This window comes from Myxococcus vastator, from assembly GCF_010894475.1.
Lineage (GTDB): Bacteria > Myxococcota > Myxococcia > Myxococcales > Myxococcaceae > Myxococcus > Myxococcus vastator.
In genome coordinates, this window is sequence record NZ_JAAIYB010000089.1 from 1 (window position 1) to 22,003 (window position 22,003).

Here is a 22,003-nt window from a genome sequence, read left to right on the forward strand (position 1 = left end):
CGATGGGGGTCCGCTCCTCCTCGTCAGCGGCCGGCTCGCGGGCGGGCGGCGCCATCTCCCGGAGGGCGCGGCGCTCCAAGGGGGAGTGGGTCCACCGGGCCATCTGCGCCAGGAACTCGCGGGGCAGCAGCACGGGGCGGCCCTCGCCCACCAGCTCCGATTCGAAGAGGTAGCCCATGAAGTGGGCGCGCGCGCTGGAGGACACGTCGGGCGCGGCCGTGTGGAGGTGGCGCGTGAGGGCCTCGGCGAAGGCCTCCGCGGTGGCGTAGCGCTGCTCGCGCTCCACGGCCAGCGCGGTGAGGAGGATGCGCTCCAGCGCGGTGGGGATGCCGGGGTTGAGGTCGCGGGGCCGCGGGAAGTCGCCCAGGGCGAGCTTGCGCAGCACGTCCGGCATCTTCCCTTCGAAGGGGAGGCGGCCGCACAGCATCTCGTAGATGACGACGCCCGCGGCGAAGATGTCCGAGCGCGCGTCGGGCTCGCGCCCGCGGACCTGCTCCGGCGCGAAGTAGGTGTACTTGCCCTTGAGGTCGTGCTCCACCGGCTCGGCGCTGCCGGCCAGCCGCGCCCGCGCGATGCCGAAGTCGACCAGCTTCACCTGGCCTTCGTAGCTGAGCAGCACGTTCTGCGGGCTGACGTCGCGGTGGACGATGTGGAGCGGCCGGCCGCGCTCATCCAGGCGCGTGTGGGCGTAGGCCAGCCCCTCCAGCATCTCCACGGCGATGAGCAGCGCCAGCGGCTGGGGCAGGGTGTACATGCCCTTCTCCCGCGCGCGCCGCATGACGCTCGACAGGGTGCGGCCGTCCACCCACTCCATGGCGATGAAGTACTCGCCGTCCACCTCGCCGAAGTCGAAGACCTGGGCGATGTTGCCGTGGCTCAGCCCCGCGGCGATGCGGGCCTCGTTGACGAACATCGACAGGAAGGCGCTGTTGCCCGCATAGCCCGGGAGGATTTTCTTGATGACCACCGGTTTGGTGACACCCGCCGCCGCTGTCATCCGAGCGCGGTAGATCTCCGCCATCCCGCCCGTCGCGATGCGCTCGAGCAGCTTGTATTTACCGAAATGAAGCCCTTCGGAAGGCTGCTGCACGTTCGTTCCGGTTCCTTCGGGTGCAGGTGGCCGCTGCGCCAAGGGGGCCCGCGCTGTCTTGGCAGGGGCGCCTGAAGGTATCATGGGGTAGGTAAAACGCCATGACGGGAAAAATCCGTTGGTTGTGATTGGAGGGTGGGTGTGTCTCTTCCTACGTCTCACGACAGCCACCGCCATGGTGGTGCCCGAGGTGTTCAGGGTGCAGGGGGGCAGGGCCGGGCGCCGAATGATGCCCGCTCCGCGCGCCACGTACCGATGCGTCATCACCCACGCCGTTGGATGGCGGCCACTTCCGCGGCCGCCCAGGCGCTCGCCGGGGTGCTGCTCGTCGTGGTGGCGGCCGGCTGTCGTGAGGAGCCGTCGGCCGAGCCGCTCAAGTCCTTGAAGCCCGCGCCCCTGCCCTCGCTCGCCGTGCCGGGCGCGGCGCCTCCGGAAGCGCCGCGCCCCGCATCGCCGTCCGAAGCGGACGTGGCGGGCCCCCTCCATGGCGAGCCGCCCCCAGCCTCCGCGCTCCGGGTGGTGCTGGCGGGGGAGCGCGTGCGCGTGGGCGAGGAGCGCTTCGAGCCGGCGCGCCCGGATGACGCCACGCGTCTGGCGCAGCGCGTGAAAGGGCACACGGTGTTGGTGGTGCCGGACGCGGACACCTTCCTGGTGCAGACGTCGGAGCTGTTCGCCGTGCTGCGGGACTCGGCGGAGGCCGTGTGGCTGGCGCACCCGGATGGGCCGGTGGCCTATCCGGTGGTGCTGCGGGACGAAGCGGGCTTCCGCGCGTGGCTGGAGGAGGTCGCGCCGGGCAAGCTGCGCATCATCATGCGCGCGGACGGCTTCGAGCTGACCACCAGCGTGGGCAAGTTGCCGGGCCCGGACCCGAACGGTCCCTCGGTGCCGGTGCGGGCGGGGCGGCAGGACATCGTCACGCTGCGCCGGGGACTGGGCCTGCTCAAGGGGCGCTTCAAGACGTCCGAGGACCTCTGCCTCGTGCCCTCGTTCGGCATGGAGGTGGCGCAGGCGGCGCGAGCGCTCGGCGGGAACTTCACCGCGCCGGGTGAGCCGCTGTTCGACACCCTGTGCTTCGTCTATCCCACGCCGCCCAGGGCCCCGGGTTCATCGCCTTGAGCGTTGACTTCTCCCATAAGTCGCCGTCTATATAAGTCCGTACTTATCAATGGAGGCGACATGATTGACGTGAAGCGGTACCTGGGGGCCGTGGTGCGGGAGGTGGAGAGCCGTGAGCATGAGGGCAAGCCCGCGCGCGTCGTCGTCGCCACGCGCGACTACGACACGACGGTGGAGGACCTCTGGGACGCGCTGACCAACCCCGAGCGCATCCCCCGCTGGTTCCTTCCGGTGTCCGGCGACCTGAAGCTGGGTGGGCGTTACGAGCTCAAGGGCAATGCCAGCGGGACGGTCACCCGTTGCGAGGCTCCGCGGCACCTGGCGGTGACGTGGGAGTTCGGGGGCGGTATCAGCTGGGTGGACGTCATCCTGGCCGCGGCCCCGGGTGGGGGCACCCGGCTGCGGCTGGAGCACCTGGCCCATGTGAGTCCCTTCTGGGACGACTACGGCCCTGGCGCCACCGGCGTCGGCTGGGAGCTGGGGTTGATGGGCCTGGGCCTGCACCTGGAGTCCGGCGGCGCCGCTGTCGACAGCGCGGCGGTGGAGGCCTGGACGACGTCGGATGAAGGCAAGGTGTTCATCACGGCCAGCAGCGAGGGCTGGGGGCAGGCGGATGTGACGCGGGGAGAGGACGCCGCGGCGGCGAAGGCACGCGCGGCGCGGACGACGGCCTTCTATACTGGTGCGCCGCCGCCGGACGTGCGGCATCCGGGGACCTGATAGCCACGATGCATGCCTTCGACGTCCTGGGTGATCCGGTGCGCAGACGGATCCTCGAGCTCCTGGCCGAGGGGGAACGCCCCTCTGGCGAGGTGACCGAGTCCATCCAGGCGGAGTTCGGCATCAGTCAGCCGGCGGTCAGCCAGCACCTGAAGGTGCTGCGCGACAGCGGCTTCGCGGAGGTTCGCGCGGAAGGAACTCGCCGCCTCTATCGCGTCGACCCGGCGCCGCTTCAGCAGGTCGACGCGTGGCTGGAGCAGTTCCGCGTGTTCTGGACACCACGCCTGGAGGCGCTCGCCACCGAGGTGGCGCGGGGCAAGCGGGCTCGGGCCAAGGCCGACAACGAAGGCGGCGGTCCGTAGCCTGGCGTGCGCGGTGTCCAGGACGACCTGCTTCGGCTGACGTGAAGGGCACCGCTCGCCCCTTCGCGTGGACTGGCGCGGGCGCGCGGACGACTTTCCGCCGGAGGGTTAGATTCAGGCTCCAGGGCGGGGCATGCTCGTCCGCTGGAGGGATGTTCATGGACGCCGAATCCAAGGCCGCTTCGCAGCAGGGGCATGCGCCCGGTGGCGCGTTCCTCTTCGAGGAGGTGGGCTCGGCCCGCATCCTCACACCGGAGACCTTCACGGAGGAGCAGCGCCTCTTCTTCCAGACGGCGCTCCAGTTCTCCCGTGAGCAGGTCCTCCCCCTGGCCGAGCGCATCGAGGCCAAGGACAACGCGCTGCTGCGCCAGTTGCTGCGCCAGGCCGGCGAGCTGGGCCTCTTGAGCGTGGACATCCCCGAGGCCTACGGCGGCACCGGCCTGGACAAGACGACGTCGCTGCTGCTGGCGGAGGCCATGAGCCTCAACGGCTCGTGGTCGGTGACGTTCGGCGCGCACACCGGCATCGGCACGCTGCCCATCGTCTGGTTCGGCAACGCCGAGCAGAAGGCGAAGTACCTGCCGAAGCTGGCCACCGGTGAGTGGGTGGCGGCCTACGCGCTCACGGAGCAGGGCAGCGGCAGCGACGCGCTGGGCGCCAGGACGAAGGCGGTGCGGTCCCCCGACGGCAAGCACTGGATTCTCAACGGCTCCAAGCTCTACATCACCAACGCGGCCTTCGCGGACGTGTTCATCGTCTTCGCCAAGGTGGACGGGGACCGGTTCACCGGCTTCATCGTGGAGAAGGACACGCCCGGCCTCACCGTGGGGCCGGAGGAGCACAAGATGGGCATCCGCGGCTCCTCCACCTGCCCGCTCTACTTCGAGGACGCGCGCGTCCCGGTGGAGAACCAGCTGGGCGAGGTGGGCAAGGGCCACAAGATTGCCTTCAACATCCTCAACTACGGCCGCCTCAAGCTGGGCGCGGCCGTGCTGGGGGGCATGAAGCTCCAGCTCCAGAGCGCGCTGCGCTTCACGCAGGAGCGCAAGCAGTTCGGCGCGCCCATCGCCCAGTTCCCGCTGTCGCGCGAGAAGCTGGCCCGCATGGCCGCGCTCGTCTATGCGGTGGAGAGCATGACGTACCGCACCGCGGGGCTCGTGGACGCGCGCCTGGGGCAGGGGGACAAGCGCGCGCCGGACTCCGAGGCACGCCTCCTGGCGGCGGTGGAGGAGTACGCCATCGAGTCCTCCATCATGAAGGTGCACGGCTCGGAGTCCCTCGGCCACCTCGTGGATGACGCCGTCCAGCTCCACGGGGGCGCGGGCTACATCGAGGAGTACCCGGTGGAGCGCGCGTACCGCGACGCGCGCATCAACCGCATCTTCGAGGGCACCAACGAAATCAACCGCATGCTCATCACCGGCATGCTCCTCAAGCGCGCGGTGAAGGGCGACCTGCCGCTGTTCGCCATGGCCGGCGACGTGGCGGAGGCGCTGTCCCGGGGCGAGCGGCCCCAAGCGCGCGCGCGGGACGCCCTGGCCCCGCAGGAGGTCGCCGCCGAGGCCGCCAAGCACCTGGCGCTCCACGGCCTGCGGGTGGCGGCGGAGACGTTCGGCACGGCGCTGGAGCAGCACCAGGAGGTGCTCGCGGCCCTGTCGGACGTGGTGATGGACGCCTTCGCCCTGGACTCCATGGTGACGCGCACCCGCCAGGCCGCGAAGGACGGCGGCGCGCTGGACCCGGTTCGAGTGGCGATGACGCAGCTCTACGCGCTGGACGCCATCCCCCGCGCCTACGACAGGACGCGCCGCGCGCTGTGCGCCACGCTGAAGGGGGACGCGCTCGACCAGGAGCTGAAGCGCCTGGGCACGCTGGACGTCTTCACGCCGTATGACCCGGCGGCGCTGCGGGAGACGGTGGTGGCGGCCCTGGAGTCCGCGGGCGGCTACCCCCTGGGCGCGGTGTAGCCCGCGGGGGACTTCGGGCCGTCACGGCATCCGCGCGACGGCCTCCATGCCGAAGCTCACCCGGGCCTTCCAGGGCGCGGGCGGCAGCGTCGCCAGGGACAGCAGGCCGTCCAGCCGCTGCTGCATGTCTGGCCGGAGCCGGCCGAAGGTGGCGCCGAAGCCCGGCGTCACCGTCCCCGAGTTCTTCCGGGGCACCGTGGAGGTCCACACCACCTCGCCGTGCAGCAGCATGGGCCCCTCCCGGAAGTCCAGCTCCAGCAGGAAGGGCGTGCCCACCTTCACCTGGCGCGGCAGGGCGGGGGCCTGCACCTCCAGGCCCACGCCGCCCCGGGAGATGTCCCGGACGACGAAGCCCGGTGACAAAGGCGCCGCCTCGCTGGCGCGCAGGTACAGGGGCAGCCGTGGGAAGCGGCGCAGGCCGGCGTGCTCCTCGGCGGCGTAGATGCGCTGGAGGATGGCGTCCAGCGCGCTGCGGTCCTCGCCGACCCCGTAGCGGACGGTGAGGAGGAAGCGCTGGGACTCCTGGTGCGGGACGACCTGGACCACCTCCCCCAGCACCTCCACGGGCCGGGGCACGCCGCCCGCATGCAGCTCAAAGGTGAAGCGCGTCCCCAGCGGCAGGCTGCGGCGCGTCTCCAGGGTGACGCCCCCCATCCCGACGCTGCGTGTGTACTCCCCCACCAGGGTCTGCGGCGTCTTGTAAGCCACCTTCAGCCGAACGTTCGTGTTCACGCGACTGACACTTTGCGCCTGGGTCCGGGGGGAACTCAAGTTTACCCCAGCGCAATAGGTAGGACGTCGTACGGCGCCAACCACTGGACCTTCCAGGTGTGACGACCTTTCCGGACGTCGGGCGCGGACAAACCGCTGTTTCAACCTGTTGCGGTTTCTTGACCCCCCCAGGTGGGGCGCGTATGTATGCCGCCCGGTAGTGGCAAGGAGTGGGAAGGAGTGGAGGTTCATCCCTCATCGGGCTGAAAAGGTGGATCATCCCGCGTGTTCCGAGGCGTCTATGAGCACCAGATCGACGCGAAGGGGCGGACGAGCCTCCCGGCGAAGCTCCGGGACACGCTGGTGGGCGCCTACGACGAGCGGCTCATCCTCACGACGGCGCTCGACCGATGCCTCCACGCCTATCCGGTGCGGGAGTGGGAAGCGCTGGAGCTGTCGCTCGCCAAGCGCAACCCGATGGAGCCTGGGGTGAAGACGCTGATGCGCTTGTACGTGGCCAGCGCGCAGGAGTGCCCGCTGGACAAGCTGGGACGCCTGCTCATCCCTCCGACGCTCCGCTCCTATGCGGGGTTGGAGAAGGACGTGGTGTGGGCGGGGATGGTGAAGGTCATCGAGCTGTGGAGCCGCGAGGGATGGGCGAAGGCGCAGGAAGAAGCGCGCCAGGAAGCGACCTCCGCGGACGTGATGAAGGTGCTCGCCGAGCTGCGGCAGGCATGACGGGAAAGTCGACAGGACCCCGAAGTACCGGGAGGGTGGCAAGCGTATGAACCAGGTTCTGGAGGTTCGGCCAGGGTTGGCGGGCGCGGCGATGGCCGCCGGCCGTGTCGAGACGCTCATGCTGGAGGGCGAGCTGAGCGAGCAGGACCTGCTCGAGCTGTGCGACGACCTGGGCCGCAAGCTGCAGCGCGGCACGCGTCAGGTGGTGCTGGACTTCGGGGACGTGGGGCACCTGAACTACCGCGGCGTCAAGCCGCTGATGGCGCGCACGGAGGTCTTCCGCCGCGCCGGTGGGGACGTGAAGCTGTCCGGGCTGTCGCCGTACCTGGCCGCCATCTTCCGCGCGGCCGGCGCGCACGACTGCTTCGAAATCTACCCGCACATGAACGATGCCCGAGCCGCCTTCGCGCTGGCGCGGGCACCCTTCGTCTGACGGCCCGTGACGGCTTCGGACTTCCAGCACCAGACCGTCCTCCTGCGGGAAGCAGTGGCGCTGCTTCGGCCGGCGGATGGGAAGGTCATCATCGACGGGACGCTGGGTGGCGGTGGCCACTCGGAGGCGCTGCTGGCCTCGGGCGCCACGGTGGTCGGCGTGGACCGGGATCCGGTGGCGCTCGCCGCGGCCACCGCGCGCCTGGGCGCCAACCCGCGCTTCCACGGCCGCGCCGGCAACTTCGCCGAGCTGCCCCGCGTCGCCGCGGACCTGCTGCCCGTGGAGGGGGTGCTGGTGGACCTGGGCGTGTCGTCGCCGCAGCTGGACGTGGCCGAGCGCGGCTTCTCCTTCTCCAAGGACGGCCCGCTGGACATGCGCATGGGGCCGGACGGCCCGACGGCGGCGGAGCTGATCGCCACCACGGACGAGCGCGAGCTGGTCCGCATCCTCAAGGACTACGGCGAAGAGCCCTTCGCCCGGCCCATTGCCCGCGAGCTGAAGAAGGCGCTGCCCACGCGCACGCTGGAGGCCGCGGAGGTCGTGAAGCGGGCGGTGCCGCGCAAGGCGTGGCCCAACCGCATCCACGTGGCCACCCGGACCTTCCAGGCGCTGCGCATGGCCGTCAACGGTGAGCTGGAGGCGCTGGACGCGCTGCTGGCCGCCATCCCCGGGCTCCTCAAGGTGGGGGGCCGCGCCGCCGTCATCGCCTTCCACTCCCTGGAGGACCGGAAGGTGAAGGAGGCGTTCCGCACGCTCGCGGGGCGCTGCACCTGTCCGCCGGGCCTGCCGGTGTGCGTGTGCAGCGGGGTGGGGGATTTCGCCCTGGTGACGAAGAAGGCCGTGGCCGCCTCCGAGGCGGAGGTCGAGGCCAACCCCCGTTCACGCAGCGCGCATCTGCGCGTGGTGGAGAAACTCCGATGAGCAAGGTGCACTCCCGGGTGTCGGCGTTGCGTTCTTCCGTGACGGTGGGCGGCGTGCTGCTGCACCTGCTGCCGGCCGTGTGCCTCTTCGCCCTCTTCGCGGCGGTGGGCATCCTCCACGTCAGCAGCCGGGTGCTGGTGGTGGACATGGGCTACCGCCTGTCGCGCGAGGAGGCGGAGAGCCGCGTCCTCACGCGCGAGAATGACCGGCTGAAGCTGGAGCTGGCCACGCTCAAGTCGCCGGGCCGGCTGGAGCGCGTGGCGCGCGAGCAGCTGAACATGGCCATGCCGCGCGGCGGCGCCGTGGTGTCGCTGTCGGCGGAGAAGCCGGCGCGGGGCGGCGGGGCGCGCGCGCAAGCCCCAGACGCCGCGCAGCCCGCCGTCCGCGTGGCGGGCCGCGCCGGAGCGGGCCGGTGAGAGACTTCAAGGCGGCGCGGGCTCCCGAGCCCAACGCGAAGTGGCTGAAGCTGCGGGTCCGGCTGCTGTTCGGGCTGTTCCTGATGCTGCTCGGCGTCGCCTTCGGTCGTGCGGTGCAGCTCCAGGTCTTCGAACAGGAGAAGCTGCGCGGCATGGCGCAGGACCAGTACGTCCGGCACATCGAGATTCCGGCCCGCCGCGGCGACATCTTCGACCGGCGCGGCACGCCGCTGGCCCAGAGCGTGGAGGTGGACTCCATCTGGGTGGACCCGTCCATGCTGCCCGACGTGAAGGCCGCGTCCCGGGCGCTGGCCAGGGCGCTGAAGCTGGACCCGGAGGAGCTGGGCGCGCGCCTGGCCCGGGCCAAGCGCTTCGCCTGGGTGAAGCGCCAGGCCAAGCCCGCCGAGGTCGCCGCGGTGAAGGCGCTGGCGCTGCCGGGCATGGGCTTCTCCAAGGAGCCCAAGCGCTTCTACCCGCAGCGCGAGCTGGGCGCCCACGTGGTGGGCACGGTGGGCATGGACGGCCGCGGCCTGGAGGGCCTGGAGCTGGCCTTCCATGACGAGCTGTCCGGGCAGAACTCCTCCACGTCCGGCTTCCGTGACGCCAAGGGCCGCAAGCTGCTGGTGCAGGGCGCGTTGGATCCGCTCCAGCGCCAGGGCGCCGCAGTCACCCTCACGTTGGACCGGCACATCCAGTACGTCGCGGAGAAGGCGCTCAGCCGCGCGGTGGAGGACGCCAGGGCCGTGGCCGGCATGGCGGTGGTGTTGGACCCGCGCACGGGCGAGCTGCTCGCCGTGGCCAACCACCCGCGCTTCAACCCCAACACGCCGGAGTCCAGCACGCGCTCGGGCATGCGCAACCGCGCCGCCCTGGACACCTTCGAGCCGGGCTCCACGCTGAAGTCCTTCGTGGTGGCCACGGCGCTGGAGGAGAAGGCCATCACCGCCGACAGCCTCTTCTTCTGTGAGAACGGCGCCTGGCGGGTGGGCCGCCACACCATCAACGACACCCACTCCTACGGCTGGCTCGCGCCGCAGGGAATCCTCCAGGTGTCCTCCAACATCTGCATGGCGAAGATTGCCCAGGCCCTGGGGCGGGAGAAGTTCGTGAAGGGCTACCAGGCCTTCGGCTTCGCCGAGCGCACCGGCCTGTCCCTGCCGGGCGAGGGGCGCGGCGTCCTGCCGTTCCCGAAGGCGGAGGTCTCCCTGGCCACCCAGTCCTTCGGGCAGGGGATGACGGCCACGGCGGTGCAGATCGCGTCCGCCTATGGTGCGCTGGCCAACGATGGGGTGCTGATGCGGCCCTATCTGGTGTCGAAGGTGGTGGACCCGGACGGGGTCATTCTGCTGGAAAACCGTCCCACGGAGCTGCGCAGGGCGGTCTCCGCGAAGGTCGCCCGGCAGGTCGTGGGCATGCTTGAGAGCGTGGTGGTCAAGGGAGGGACGGCCACCAAGGCCGCCATGGAAGACTACCGGGTGGCCGGAAAGACGGGCACCGCGCAGAAGGCAGACCCGGTGGCGCGGGGGTATTCGGACAAGCGGATCGCCTCCTTTGTTGGAGTGGTACCGGCCGAGTCTCCGCGAGCAGTGATTCTTGTCGTAGTGGACGAACCCAAGACGGACGTATACGGGGGGACCGTGGCTGCCCCTGCTTTCAAGGAGATTGCGACCGCCGTCATGGCTCACCTGGCAGTGCCCCCGTCCCGGACGGTGGCACCCGAGGTGGCCGTGGCCGCCGTGTCACCCGCGCCTGCCGCGGCGAAGCCGGGGGCGAAGGCCTCCGGAGCCGCCCGGACGGCGCTGGCGGACGCGGTGACGGAGACCCCTGAACCCGGCACGGTACGTGTGCCGGACCTTCAGGGAGCAGTAGGACGTGAGGCCGTGGTGAAGCTGCTCGCCGCGGCGCTGGAGCCACAGGTATTGGGCAGTGGACGCGTGGTATCTCAAACCCCCCCCGCCGGTTCATTGGTGGAGAAGGGGGCCCGGGTGACGCTGGAGCTCGCCGCGCGGCAATAACGCCGCGTCCGCTCCAGGCCCCGCTCTTGCAATGCGTGTGAAGGGGAAGAGATGAAGCTGACGGATGTCCTCGCAGGATGTGGTGCCGAGCAGACCTCGGGCGGCCGTTCCGCGGTTGACGTCACCGGGGTGACGCAGGACTCGCGGCGCGTGAAGCCGGGAGACCTGTTCGTCGCCATTCCTGGCACGAAGGAGGATGGGGCCCAGTTCATCGGTGAGGCCGTGTCCCGTGGCGCCGTGGCGGTGGTGTCGGAGAAGCCGGTGCCGTCCTCGCAGGTGCCCTTCTTCAAGGTGGGCAGCGCCCGCAAGGCGCTGGCGCTCATCGCGGCCAACTTCTACGGCCGCCCGGCGGACCAGCTGACGTTGCTGGGCCTCACCGGGACGAACGGGAAGACCACGGCCAGCTATCTGCTGGAGGCCATGAGCACCGCGGCGTACGCGGCCACCGGCGTCATCGGGACGCTGGGCTACAAGTTCGCCGGCCGCACGGTGGAGTGCGCCAACACCACGCCGGATCCGCTGGAGCTGCACCGCATCCTCCGGGAGATGGTGGAGGCGGGCGTGGAGACGGTCATCATGGAGGTGTCCAGCCATGCGCTCGCGCAGGAGCGCGTGCACGGGCTGACCTTCAAGGCGGCGGGCTTCGCCAACCTGAGCCGGGACCACCTCGACTACCACAAGGACATGGAGGATTACTTCCAGTCCAAGCGGAAGCTGTTCTCGGAGAACCTGTCCGCCACGGGCGTGGCGGTGGTGAACGGCGACGACACCTACGCCAGCCGCATCTACAACGAGCAGCGCGGCCAGAAGCGCATGGCGTGGAAGTTCAGCCGTCAGGGCTCCGGGGAGATTTCGGTGGCCGACGTGAGCTTCTCGCTCCAGGGCATCAAGGGCGTGCTGAAGACGCCCGCGGGTGACATCCCGCTCAAGAGCAAGCTCCTGGGGCCCCACAACCTGGAGAACATCCTCCTGGCGGTGGGCCTGGGCCTGGGCGCGGGCTTCGCGCGGCGCGACGTGCAGGAAGGCATCGAGCGGATGATGCCGGTGGCCGGCCGCATGGAGCGCGTGGAGAACTACGGTCCGTCCGGCGCCCCCGCGGTGCTGGTGGACTACGCGCACACGGATGACGCGCTCAAGCGCTCCATCGAGGCGGCGCGCTCGCTGGCCAAGGGCCGCGTCATCGCGGTGTTCGGCTGCGGCGGGGACCGCGACAAGGGCAAGCGTCCGCTGATGGGCGCGGTGGCGGGTGAGGGCGCCGACCTGGCCGTCATCACCAGCGACAACCCCCGCACCGAGGACCCGGAGGAGATCATCTCGCAGGTGGCCGCGGGCATCGAGAAGGGCGGCCTGCGCCGCATCTCCGCCGGCAAGGCGAAGAGCGGTGAGAAGGGCTACCTGGTCGACGCGGACCGCCGCGCGGCGATTGAACAGGCCATCAGCCTGGCGTCCGCGGACGACGTCGTCCTCATCGCGGGCAAGGGCCACGAGACGTACCAGCAGGTCGGCGCGGAGAAGCTCGCGTTCGACGACCGGCAGGTGGCCGCGAAGGCGCTGGCCAACCGCACCGCTGGCTGAGCCCGAGCCTCCCAAGCCCCGTCGACCCGCCCATCTCTCACACCATGGCAGCTTCTTTCAGCGACGAAGAGGTGGTGCAGGCGACCGGGGCGACCCGGCGTGGCGGCCCGGCCCGGGCCGCCTACGCGACCGTCTGTACCGACACCCGGGCACTCACCCCCGGGTGCCTCTTCGTGGCCCTGGTGGGTGAGCGCTTCGACGCCCACGCCTTCGTGGACGCCGCGGCGAAGGGCGGGGCGGCCGGCGCGGTGGTGGCGCGCGGGCGCCCGTTGCCCGCGCTGCCCGACGGGCTGACGCTCTATGAAGTGGAGGACACCCTGCGGGCCCTGGGCGCGCTGGGACGGCACCACCGTCAGCGCTTCCGGATTCCGGTGTGCGCGGTGGGTGGCTCCAACGGGAAGACGACCACCAAGGAGATGGTGGGCGCCATCCTGGCCACGCGCGGGCCGGCGCTGAAGACCGAGGGCAACCTCAACAACGAGATTGGCGTCCCGCTGACGCTCTTCCGGCTGGAGCCGCGCCACGTCGCGGCGGTCATCGAAGTGGGGATGAACCAGCCGGGGGAAATCGAGCGGCTGGCGCGCGTCGTCCAGCCGGACGCGGGCGTCATCACGGTGGTCCAGCCCGAACACCTGGAAGGGCTGGGCAGCCTGGAGGGCGTGGCGGCGGCGGAGGGCGAGCTGTTCCAGGAGATGGGGCACGGCACCACCATCGTGGTGAACGTGGACGACGCGCTCATCCCCGCGCAGGCGGAGCGCAGCGGCGCGCAGCGGCTGACGTTCGGCCGGGCGGAGCACGCGGACGTGCGGCTTTGGGACGTGAAGACGCTGGGCCGTGAGGGCATGGTGGCCACGGTGCGGCACCTGGGGCGCGAGTGGCCGGTGCGGCTGCGCTTCGTGGGGCCGCACAACGCGCAGAACGCGACGGCGGCCTTCGCGGTGGCGCTGGCGCTGGGCTACACGCCGGAGGAGTGCGTGCGCGGCCTGGAGTCGGCGCGGCCGTACTCGCGGCGCCTCAACGTGGTGGACGGGCAGCACGGCGTGACCATCGTCGACGACTCCTACAACGCCAACCCGGCCTCCATGGACGCCGCGCTGGAGACGCTGGGCACGCTGGTGCCCGCAGGGGGCCGGGCCGTGGTGGTGCTGGGGGACATGCTGGAGCTGGGGCAGGGCGAGCTCGAGGAGCACGCGCGCCTGGGCGGCCAGGTCCCCGCGCACGCGACGCTGGCGGCATTTTTCGGTCCCCGCTCCGTGAAGGGGTGGGAGGCCGCTTCCATGGGTGAATCCGCCGCCCACTTCACCGACGTGGAGCCGCTGATGGCGTGGTTGGCGCCGCGGCTTCGCGAGGGTGACGTGGTGCTGGTGAAGGGCAGCCGCGGCATGCGGCTGGAGCGGGTGGTGGCCGCCCTGACGGGCACGGCCGCATCCGGAGGAAATCACTAGTGCTGTACCTCCTCTACGAGGTCATCCAGAACACGGAGGCGGGGCGCGTCCTCAACTTCCTGCGCTACCCCACCTTCCGCATCATCGCCGCGGGCGTCTTCGCGCTGCTCCTGGGCATGCTCATCGGGCCCAGGCTCATCGCCCGGCTGCGGCTGAAGCAGCACGGCCAGAGCAACGTGCGCGAGGACACGCCGGATTCGCACCAGAAGAAGAAGGGCACGCCCACCATGGGCGGCGCGCTCATCCTGCTGTGCATCGCGGCGGGCACGCTGCTGTTCGCGGACCTGAAGAGCCGCGCGGTGTGGGTGATGCTGCTCTTGACGCTGGGCTACGGCTTCATCGGCTTCCTGGATGACTGGCTCAAGCTGTCCAAGCGCAACTCCAAGGGCCTGGCCGGGCGCAAGAAGATGGTGCTGCAGACCTTCTTCTTTCTCGTCGCCGTGTTCGGCCTGCTGACGACGTGGACGCTGCCGGACGGCTCCTTCGGGCCCACGCTGCTCATCAACACGAAGCTGACGCTGCCCTTCATCCCCACTCGCTGGTTCAACCCGGACCTGGGCTGGTTCTACGTCTTCTTCGCGTGGATTGTCGTCGTGGGCACGTCCAACGCGGTGAACCTCACGGACGGCCTGGACGGGCTGGCCATCGTCCCCACCATCGTGTCCGGCATCACCTTCGCGGTGCTCTGCTACGTCGCGGGCACCACGCTGAGCATCGCGGATTCGGAGGTGGTGGGCGGCGTGTCGAAGCTGGTGGCCACGCCGCTGTACCAGTACCTGGGCATCCTCCAGGTGCCGGGCGGCGCGGAGCTGGCCGTGTTCTGCGCGGCCATCGTCGGCGCGGGCATCTCCTTCCTGTGGTTCAACACGTACCCGGCCTCCGTCTTCATGGGCGACATCGGCTCGCTGGCGCTGGGTGGCGCGCTGGGCGGGCTGGCAGTGCTGTCCAAGAACGAGGTCGTGTCCGCCATCATCCACGGCATCTTCTTCGCCGAAATCCTGAGCGTGATGATTCAAGTCACGTCCTTCAAGATGACGGGCAAGCGCGTCTTCAAGATGGCGCCGGTGCACCATCACTTCGAGCTCAAGGGAATGGCCGAGCCGAAGATCATCGTCCGTTTCTGGATCGTCTCCATCCTCTGTGGTGGCGTGGCGCTCCTGTCCCTGAAGCTCCGCTGAACCCGGAGGTGGCACGGCCATGACGTTGGCGCTGTCCGGTCAGAAGGTGCTGGTGTTCGGGCTCGCGAAGAGCGGCGTGGCCGCGCTGCGCCTGCTGCGTCAGCAGGGCGCGGACGTCACGGCGCTGGACGCACGCGGCGAGGACACGCTGGGCGCGGTGGCCCACGAGGTGACGGCGCTGGGCGCCACGCTGGTGTCCGGACCCACGCCGCCGGGGCTGCTCGCGTCGCAGGACCTGGTGGTGGTGAGCCCGGGGGTGCCGCTGGCGCTGCCGGAAATCCAGGCCGCGCGCGCGGCGGGTGTGGCGGTGTGGGGCGAAGTCGAACTGGCGGGCCGCCTGCTGTCTGGCGTGCCGCTGTTCGGCATCACCGGCACCAACGGCAAGAGCACCACCACGGCGCTCACGGGCACGCTCTTCGCCAGCGGCGGCCAGCGCACCTTCGTGGGCGGAAACCTGGGCCGGCCCTTCAGCGAGGCGGCCCTGTCCCCGGGCGACTGGGACGCGCTGGTGGTGGAGCTGTCCAGCTACCAGTTGGAGGGCATCCGCGCGCTGCGCCCCCGGGGCGCGGCCATCCTCAACCTGACGCCGGACCACATTGACCGCTATCCCAGCCACGCGGCGTACGGCGAGGCGAAGGCGCGCATCTTCCAGCAGCAGCAGGCCGGTGACTTCGCGGTGGTGAACGCGGACGACGCGGACGTGCTGGGCCTGGCGCGCGGTGCGAAGGCGCCGGTGTACGGCTTCAGCCTCACGGGCAAGCCGGTGGCGGAGGCCCCGGCGCTGGCGGGCCTGGCGGTGGCGGAGCCGGGCGGCTTCCGGCTGGACTTCCTGGGCGAGCACTACACGCTGACGAACCGCGCGCTGCGCGGCGCCCACAACGCGCAGAACGCGATGGCGGCGGCGCTGCTGGCGCGCCTGGGCGGCGTGGCCTCCGGCGCGGTGCAGGCGGGGCTGGACGGCTACCCGGGCCTGCCGCACCGGCTGGAGAGCGTGCGCGTGCTGGAGGGCGTCGAGTGGGTGAATGACTCGAAGGCCACCAACGTGGAGTCGGTGCTGGTGGCGCTGCGCGCGTTCTCCAGGGACGTGTGGCTGATTGCCGGCGGCAAGGGCAAGGGCGCGTCGTACGCGCCCATGGTGGAGGCGGGGCGAGGCAAGGTGAAGGGCGTGCTCACCATCGGCGATGACGCGGACACGCTGGCCCAGGCCTACGCCGGCGCGGCGCCGGTCCACGCGTGCGGCACCCTGACCCAGGCGGTGGCGCGGGCGCGGGAGCTGGCGGAGCAGGGGGACACGGTGCTGCTGTCGCCCGCGTGCGCGTCCTTCGACCAGTTCAAGAACTTCGAGGACCGGGGCGATTCGTTCAAGCGCCTGGTGGAGGCGCTGTGACGGTATGAAGAACCCTTTTTCTTCGTCCTCCGCCCTCGTGCGCTTCGACCCGGTGCTGCTCTGCGCGGTGCTGGGGCTCGTGAGCTTCGGGCTGGTGATGGTGTACTCGGCCAGCGCGGTGCTGGCGCAGGACAAGCTGGGCGACAGCCTCTACTTCCTCAAGCGTCAGCTCGTCGCCGCGGGCCTGGGGCTGGGCGCCATGGCCGTGGCCATGAAGGTGGGCTGGCGCCGGCTGGCGCGCTGGGCCTATCCGCTGCTGCTGGCGGCCATCGTCCTGCTGGTGCTGGTGAACATCCCCGGCATCGGCAGCACGGCGGGTGGCGCGCGGCGGTGGATTCGCCTGCCGGGCTTTGGCCTGCAGCCGGCGGAGGTGGCGAAGTTCGCCTGGGTCGTCTACCTGTCCTACTCGCTGGCGAAGAAGCGGGAGAAGGTGGCGAAGTTCTCCGTGGGCTTCGTGCCGCACCTCGCGCTGTGCGGCATCCTGGTGTTGCTTTGCATGATGCAGCCCGACTTCGGCAGCAGCGTGCTGCTGGTGTTCATGCTCTTCGTGCTGCTGTTCGCGGCCGGCGCGAAGCTGAGCTACCTGGTGGGCATGGTGCTGCTGGCGCTGCCCCTGGCCTACGTGGCCATCGCCTCCAGTCCGTACCGGATGAAGCGCATCCTGGCCTTCATGGACCCGTGGGCGCACCGGCATGACGTGGGCTACCAGGTGGCTGAATCGCTGATGTCCATCGGCTCGGGCGGCGTGGTGGGCCTGGGCCTGGGCGACGGACGGCAGAAGCTCTTCTTCCTGCCGGAGGCCCACACCGACTTCATCTTCTCCATCATCGCCGAGGAGACGGGCCTGATTGGCGTGGGCCTGCTGGTGGTGCTGTACGGCGTGGTGCTGTGGCGCGGCGTCCGGGCCAGCCTGGCGGCGGGGGAGACATTCGGCACGTACCTGGGGCTGGGCATCAGCTCCATCATCGCGTTCCAGGCCGCGGTCAACATGTGCGTGGCCATGGGGTTGCTGCCGACCAAGGGGCTGACGCTGCCCTTCGTGTCGTACGGAGGTTCATCGCTGGTGGTGCTGATGGGCGCGGCTGGAGTGCTGTTGTCGTTGAGCGCGAACACCCAGGGGGCCGTAAGGCCCAGCCGGGTGGGCGCCGACATGCGGGAGGTGGCGGCATGATGAAGGTGCTCATCGCGGGTGGGGGCACGGGCGGACACCTCTTTCCGGGCATCGCCCTGGCGGAAGAGGTGGTGACACGGCATCACCGCAACGAGGTCGTCTTCGTGGGCACCGAGCGTGGCATCGAGGCGCGCGTGGTCCCGAAGGAAGGCTATCCGCTGGAGCTGGTGAAGGTGCAGGGGCTCAAGGGCAAGGGCTTCCTGGCCTTGCTCAAGGCGCTCTTCGCGCTGCCGCTGGCCTTCATCGAGTCCTTTCGCATCCTCGCCCGGCAGAAGCCGGACGTGGTGGTGGGCGTGGGCGGCTACGCCAGCGGGCCGGTGGTGCTGGCCGCGTGGCTGATGGGCATCCCCACCGCCATCCAGGAGCAGAACGCGCTGCCCGGCTTCACCAACAAGGTGCTGGGCCGGCTGGTCCGCGTGGTGTTCATCGCCTTCGAGGAGGCGCGCGCCTTCTTCCCGGAGAAGAAGGTCCAGCTCATCGGCAACCCCATCCGCCGCAAGCTGATGGACAACTACCTGCGCAGCCACGTCGCGCACGAGCGCTTCTCCGTGCTCGTCTTCGGCGGCAGCCTGGGCGCGCGGGGCATCAACCAGCGGATGACCGAGGCGCTGGACTCGCTGGGCGACCTGAAGGACAGCCTGCACTTCGTCCACCAGACGGGGAAGAATGACTTGGAGTCGGTGCGCAAGGGCTACGCGGACAAGGGCTTCCAGGCGGAGGTGGTGGAGTTCATCGACGACATGTCCAGCGCCTATGCCCGCGCGGACCTCGTCGTCTGTCGCGCCGGCGCGACGACGCTCGCGGAGCTGACCGTCTGCAAGAAGGCCAGCCTCCTGATTCCCTTTCCGCACGCCACGGACGACCACCAGGCCGTCAACGCGCGGGCGCTGGTGGACGCGGGCGCTGCGCTGATGTTCCGCGAGTCGGAGCTCACCGGGGAGAAGCTGGCGCAGACGGTGCGCGAGCTGAAGAGCCACCCCGAGCGCCTCAAGAGCATGGAGAAGAAGGCGGGCCTGCTGGGCCGTCCCGAGGCCGCCAAGGAGCTGGCGGACGTGTGCGTGGACCTGATGGTCCAGACGTGGGGCCCCAACGGCCGCGAGCGCGCCCCCATCGAAGCCGAGAAGAAGGCCCCCAGGAGCCATTCGTGACGCGCAACAAGCCCCCCAGCCTCTTCAAGACGCGCCACGCGGCGCAGGTCCACTTCGTGGGGCTCGGGGGCATCGGCATGAGCGGCATCGCCGAGGTGCTGCTGAACATGGGCTACCGGGTGTCCGGCTCGGACCTGCGCGAGAGCGACATCACCCGGCGCCTGGCGCGCATGGGGGCCACGTTCTTCGAAGGCCACCGCGCGCAGAACCTGGTCCAGGCGGACGTGGTGGTCATCTCCTCCGCGGTGCGCAAGGACAACCCGGAGGTGGTCGCCGCCCGGCAGCGGAAGATTCCCGTCATCCCCCGCGCGGAGATGCTCGCGGAGCTGATGCGCCTGAAGTACGCCGTGGCGGTGGCGGGCAGCCACGGGAAGACGACGACGACGTCCATGGTGGCCACCGTGATGAGCGCGGCGGGGTTGGACCCGACGGCGGTGGTGGGCGGCAAGGTGAACGTGCTCGACTCCAACGCCAAGCTGGGCAAGAGCGAGCTGATGGTGGTGGAGGCCGACGAGAGCGACGGCAGCTTCCTGCACCTGCACCCGTCCATCGCCATCGTCACCAACATCGACCCGGAGCACATGGACCACTACGGCGACCTGGAGACGCTCCAGTCCGCCTTCGTGGAGTTCTGCAACCGGGTGCCGTTCTACGGCCTCAACGTGCTGTGCCTGGACAACCCCAACGTCCAGGCGCTGCTGCCGCGCATCGAGAAGCGCTTCGTCACCTACGGCAGCTCGCACATGGCGGACTACCGGCTGGAGAACATCCAGTTGGACGGCTTCACCACGCGTTTTCACGCCTACCGCCGGGAAGAGGCGCTGGGCGAGTTCCGCGTGCGGATGGTGGGCGCGCACAACGCCTTCAACGCGCTGGCCGTCATCGCCGTGGCGGAGGAGATGGACATCCCGCTGGAGACGGTGCGCGAGTCGCTGGCCGAGTTCGGCGGCGTGCAGCGGCGCTTCACCGTGCGCGGCGAGGCCCAGGGCGTCACCGTGGTGGACGACTATGGGCACCACCCCACGGAAGTGTTGGCGACGCTGGCCGGCGCGCGGCGGGCCTTCGGGCGCCGGGTGGTGGTGGCCTTCCAGCCGCACCGCTACACGCGCACGCATGACCTGATGAAGGAGTTCACCACCTCCTTCAATGACTCGGACGTGCTCTTCGTCACCAGCGTCTACGCGGCGGGTGAGGAGCGCATCGAGGGCGCCACGGGCGACGCGCTGGCGGACGCCATCCGCGCCCACGGCCACCGCGACGTCGCCTTCGTGGAGAAGCGCACGGACCTGCCGGCGGCACTGCTGCCGCGGCTGCGCGAGGGCGACCTGGTGCTGACGCTGGGCGCGGGTGACATCACCCACGTGGGGCCGGAGCTGCTCGAGTTGCTGCGCACCACCCCCCTGTCGAAGGACTAGCGGCCATGGTGGAAGCGGGCGTGAAGACGGCGCTGGCGGCGCGCGTGGAGTCGCTGGGGGGCTGCGAGGTGAAGGCGGGCGAACCGCTGGCGCCGCTCACCAGCGTCCGGGCCGGCGGCGCCGCGGAGGCCCTGGTGCGCCCGCGCTCGCCGGACGCACTGGTGGCGCTGCTGAAGCTGGCGCGTGAGGACGGCATCCCCGTCTCGATTCTGGGCGGCGGCGCCAACACGCTGGTGGGCGACGGCGGGGTGCCCGGCCTGACGCTGAAGCTGCCCGGAGACCTCTTTCCGGAGGTGGCCGACGTGGGCCCCGAGGAAGGACGGCTCACGCTGGGCGCGGGGGCGGCCATCGTCCGCCTCATCAACGTCATGCGGGCGCACGCGCTGGTGGGCGCGGAGTTCCTGGCCGGCATCCCCGGTACGCTGGGCGGCGCGGTGTCGATGAACGCCGGCACCAAGAATGGCGAGGCCTTCCGCGTCATCGAGGCGGTGGAGGTGGCCACGGCGGACGGGGTGGGGTGGCTGACGAAGGCGCAGGTGCCGCACGCCTACCGTCACTCCGAATTGCCGCAGGGCGGCGTCGTCACCCGGGTGCGTTTCGCGCTGCGCAAAGGGGACGTGGTGGCCTCCAAGGCCGTCATGGACGCGGACCTGGGTTACCGGAAGCGGACACAGCCGCTCAGTCAGCCCAACTTCGGCAGCGTCTTCACCAACCCGCCGGGCGACCATGCCGGGCGGCTGATTGAACTGGCGGGCCTGAAAGGGTACTCGCTGGGGCGCGCGCAGGTGTCCACCCTGCACGCCAACTGGATTGTGAACCTGGGCGGCGCCACCGCCCGCGACGTGCTGGGACTCGTCACCCTCATGCGGCAGCGGGTGCGCGAGCAGTCCGGCGTCGACATGAAACCCGAAGTCAAGCGCCTGGGAGACTTCCTGTGACTCCGAACCGCGGTGCCTTCACGAAGGACGAGCTCAAGCAGAAGCGTGTCGGCGTGCTGTTGGGCGGAATGTCCGCGGAGCGCGACGTGTCCCTGCGCACCGGTGAGGCCGTCTCCGGGGCGCTGCGCGGGCTTGGCTACACCGTGGTGGAGCTGGACGTGGGCAAGGATTTGCCGGCGCGCCTGGCGGCGGAGCAGGTGGACGTGGCGTGGCTGGCCGTCCACGGGCGCTACGGCGAGGACGGCTGCCTCCAGGGGCTGCTGGAGTCGCTCTTCATTCCTTATACCGGCAGCGGCGTGCTGGCCTCCGCGCTGGCCATGGACAAGGTGTACGCCAAGCAAATCTTCGTGGCCCATGGCATCCCCACGCCCGCGTACCGCTCCTTCCGGGATGTCGCGTCGGCGCTGGCGGCGGCGGACAGCCTGTCCTTCCCGTTTCCAGTGGTGGTGAAGCCCAGCCGCGAAGGCAGCAGCGTGGGCGTACACATCTGCAAGACGCGGGACACCTACGAGGCCGCCGTGACGGACGCGGCGAAGTACGCAGGCAGCCTGCTGGTGGAGCAGTTCGTCAAGGGACGCGAAGTGCAGGGTGGGGTGCTGGACGATGAGGCCCTGGGCGTCATCGAGGTCCGCGCCGCGCGCGAGTTCTACGACTATGACGCGAAGTACAAGGCCGGCACCGGGACGCAGTACCTCTTCCCCGCGCCCCTGCCTCCAGAACAGTATGCGCGGGTGAACGAGGTGTGCCTGGCCGCGCACCAGGCCCTGGGGTGTCGCGGGGGCTCGCGGTCGGACGTCATCGTCACCGACGGGGGCGAGGTGTTCCTCCTGGAGACCAACACGCTGCCGGGCATGACGGCCACCAGCCTCCTGCCCAAGATTGCCGCGGGGCGCGGTATCGACTTCCCCGCCCTGTGCGAGCGCCTGCTGCTGGGCGCGTGTCTCAAGGCCTGAGCGTCCGGTTTTCCATCCGGCGCAACTCGGCGTCGGCCTCCTTCGAAAATTTCCGAAGCGCCTGTGCGGCGGCTTGCGCTACAGCGACGTGCCTGTAGCCAAAAACTGGCGTGGCTCCTCAACCGCGCACAGCATGCGTCAATCCTTTTCTCCCCATGGCCTTCGGAAAATCCAAGAACCGCCGCCGTCAGGACGCCGCCCAGCAGAAAGAGGCGGTCCGCGGCGCGGTGCGCTCGCACGGGCCGGGCGTGCTCAGGGTGCTGGGGTTGACGCTGGGCACCGGGCTGCTGGTGTGGGGTGGGGT

20 protein-coding genes and 1 pseudogene are annotated in these 22,003 nt (G+C 70.4%); 19 read left to right on the top strand and 2 right to left on the bottom strand.

Annotated features, from left to right (window positions below):
• A partial coding sequence (locus G4D87_RS11705) for a serine/threonine-protein kinase (RefSeq protein ID WP_163781941.1) occupies positions 1 to 1,090 on the bottom strand: 1,090 nt, incomplete at its 3' end.
• A 279-nt stretch (positions 1,091 to 1,369) separates the two neighbouring features.
• Between G4D87_RS11705 and G4D87_RS11710 the strand changes: the two genes are divergently transcribed.
• The 4 genes from G4D87_RS11710 to G4D87_RS11725 all read left to right on the top strand — a co-directional run bounded on the left by G4D87_RS11710 (position 1,370) and on the right by G4D87_RS11725 (position 5,255).
• Complete coding sequence (locus tag G4D87_RS11710; protein ID WP_163781943.1) at positions 1,370 to 2,206, top strand: hypothetical protein; 837 nt, start codon at positions 1,370 to 1,372, stop codon at positions 2,204 to 2,206.
• Between the two features lie 60 nt (positions 2,207 to 2,266).
• The gene (locus G4D87_RS11715; protein ID WP_163781945.1) at positions 2,267 to 2,926 is read left to right on the top strand and encodes an SRPBCC family protein; all 660 of its coding nucleotides are present in this window, start codon (positions 2,267 to 2,269) and stop codon (positions 2,924 to 2,926) included.
• A gap of 8 nt (positions 2,927 to 2,934) precedes the next feature.
• Positions 2,935 to 3,288, top strand: coding sequence for an ArsR/SmtB family transcription factor (locus G4D87_RS11720; protein WP_140794649.1), 354 nt, complete (start codon positions 2,935 to 2,937; stop codon positions 3,286 to 3,288).
• A gap of 158 nt (positions 3,289 to 3,446) precedes the next feature.
• On the top strand, positions 3,447 to 5,255 hold the full coding sequence (locus G4D87_RS11725; RefSeq protein WP_163781947.1) for an acyl-CoA dehydrogenase FadE: 1,809 nt from the start codon (positions 3,447 to 3,449) through the stop codon (positions 5,253 to 5,255).
• Between the two features lie 21 nt (positions 5,256 to 5,276).
• On the opposite strand, the gene G4D87_RS11730 is transcribed toward G4D87_RS11725, so the two are convergent.
• Positions 5,277 to 5,987 (bottom strand): PilZ domain-containing protein, encoded by a 711-nt coding sequence (locus G4D87_RS11730; protein ID WP_176410399.1) that lies wholly within the window; start codon positions 5,985 to 5,987, stop codon positions 5,277 to 5,279.
• A 264-nt stretch (positions 5,988 to 6,251) separates the two neighbouring features.
• Here G4D87_RS11730 and mraZ point away from each other — a divergent pair, with 264 nt between their 5' ends.
• The 15 genes and pseudogenes from mraZ to G4D87_RS39350 all read left to right on the top strand — a co-directional run.
• Positions 6,252 to 6,704 (top strand): division/cell wall cluster transcriptional repressor MraZ, encoded by a 453-nt coding sequence (mraZ, locus tag G4D87_RS11735; RefSeq protein ID WP_090490200.1) that lies wholly within the window; start codon positions 6,252 to 6,254, stop codon positions 6,702 to 6,704.
• A gap of 46 nt (positions 6,705 to 6,750) precedes the next feature.
• Positions 6,751 to 7,137 (top strand): STAS domain-containing protein, encoded by a 387-nt coding sequence (locus G4D87_RS11740; protein ID WP_163781951.1) that lies wholly within the window; start codon positions 6,751 to 6,753, stop codon positions 7,135 to 7,137.
• Between the two features lie 6 nt (positions 7,138 to 7,143).
• Complete coding sequence (gene rsmH, locus G4D87_RS11745) at positions 7,144 to 8,058, top strand: 16S rRNA (cytosine(1402)-N(4))-methyltransferase RsmH (RefSeq protein WP_163781952.1); 915 nt, start codon at positions 7,144 to 7,146, stop codon at positions 8,056 to 8,058.
• Positions 8,055 to 8,474, top strand: a complete 420-nt coding sequence (ftsL, locus tag G4D87_RS11750; RefSeq protein WP_163781955.1) for a cell division protein FtsL — start codon at positions 8,055 to 8,057, stop codon at positions 8,472 to 8,474. Before rsmH ends, ftsL begins: the two co-directional genes overlap by 4 nt.
• Positions 8,471 to 10,489 (top strand): PASTA domain-containing penicillin-binding protein, encoded by a 2,019-nt coding sequence (locus tag G4D87_RS11755; protein WP_163781956.1) that lies wholly within the window; start codon positions 8,471 to 8,473, stop codon positions 10,487 to 10,489. The genes ftsL and G4D87_RS11755 overlap by 4 nt, the downstream gene beginning before the upstream one ends.
• A gap of 51 nt (positions 10,490 to 10,540) precedes the next feature.
• On the top strand, positions 10,541 to 12,064 hold the full coding sequence (locus G4D87_RS11760) for a UDP-N-acetylmuramoyl-L-alanyl-D-glutamate--2,6-diaminopimelate ligase (protein WP_163781958.1): 1,524 nt from the start codon (positions 10,541 to 10,543) through the stop codon (positions 12,062 to 12,064).
• Positions 12,065 to 12,108: 44 nt separating this feature from the next.
• Positions 12,109 to 13,509, top strand: a complete 1,401-nt coding sequence (locus G4D87_RS11765) for a UDP-N-acetylmuramoyl-tripeptide--D-alanyl-D-alanine ligase (RefSeq protein ID WP_163781960.1) — start codon at positions 12,109 to 12,111, stop codon at positions 13,507 to 13,509.
• Positions 13,509 to 14,687, top strand: coding sequence for a phospho-N-acetylmuramoyl-pentapeptide-transferase (mraY, locus tag G4D87_RS11770; protein WP_163781962.1), 1,179 nt, complete (start codon positions 13,509 to 13,511; stop codon positions 14,685 to 14,687). The genes G4D87_RS11765 and mraY overlap by 1 nt, the downstream gene beginning before the upstream one ends.
• 19 nt (positions 14,688 to 14,706) lie before the next feature.
• A complete protein-coding gene (gene murD / locus G4D87_RS11775) occupies positions 14,707 to 16,074 on the top strand; it encodes a UDP-N-acetylmuramoyl-L-alanine--D-glutamate ligase (RefSeq protein WP_163781965.1) in 1,368 nt (455 codons plus the stop codon).
• Between the two features lie 4 nt (positions 16,075 to 16,078).
• Positions 16,079 to 17,245: a putative lipid II flippase FtsW gene (gene ftsW, locus G4D87_RS11780; RefSeq protein WP_163781967.1), complete on the top strand. Its 1,167-nt coding sequence runs from the start codon at positions 16,079 to 16,081 to the stop codon at positions 17,243 to 17,245.
• Complete coding sequence (murG, locus tag G4D87_RS11785; protein WP_163781969.1) at positions 17,242 to 18,393, top strand: undecaprenyldiphospho-muramoylpentapeptide beta-N-acetylglucosaminyltransferase; 1,152 nt, start codon at positions 17,242 to 17,244, stop codon at positions 18,391 to 18,393. The genes ftsW and murG overlap by 4 nt, the downstream gene beginning before the upstream one ends.
• Complete coding sequence (murC, locus tag G4D87_RS11790) at positions 18,390 to 19,808, top strand: UDP-N-acetylmuramate--L-alanine ligase (protein ID WP_163781971.1); 1,419 nt, start codon at positions 18,390 to 18,392, stop codon at positions 19,806 to 19,808. Before murG ends, murC begins: the two co-directional genes overlap by 4 nt.
• Before the next feature lie 5 nt (positions 19,809 to 19,813).
• A complete protein-coding gene (murB, locus tag G4D87_RS11795; protein WP_163781973.1) occupies positions 19,814 to 20,746 on the top strand; it encodes a UDP-N-acetylmuramate dehydrogenase in 933 nt (310 codons plus the stop codon).
• On the top strand, positions 20,743 to 21,699 hold the full coding sequence (locus G4D87_RS11800; RefSeq protein WP_163781975.1) for a D-alanine--D-alanine ligase: 957 nt from the start codon (positions 20,743 to 20,745) through the stop codon (positions 21,697 to 21,699). The genes murB and G4D87_RS11800 overlap by 4 nt, the downstream gene beginning before the upstream one ends.
• A gap of 155 nt (positions 21,700 to 21,854) precedes the next feature.
• Positions 21,855 to 22,003: pseudogene (locus G4D87_RS39350) on the top strand (cell division protein FtsQ/DivIB); the annotation flags it as partial.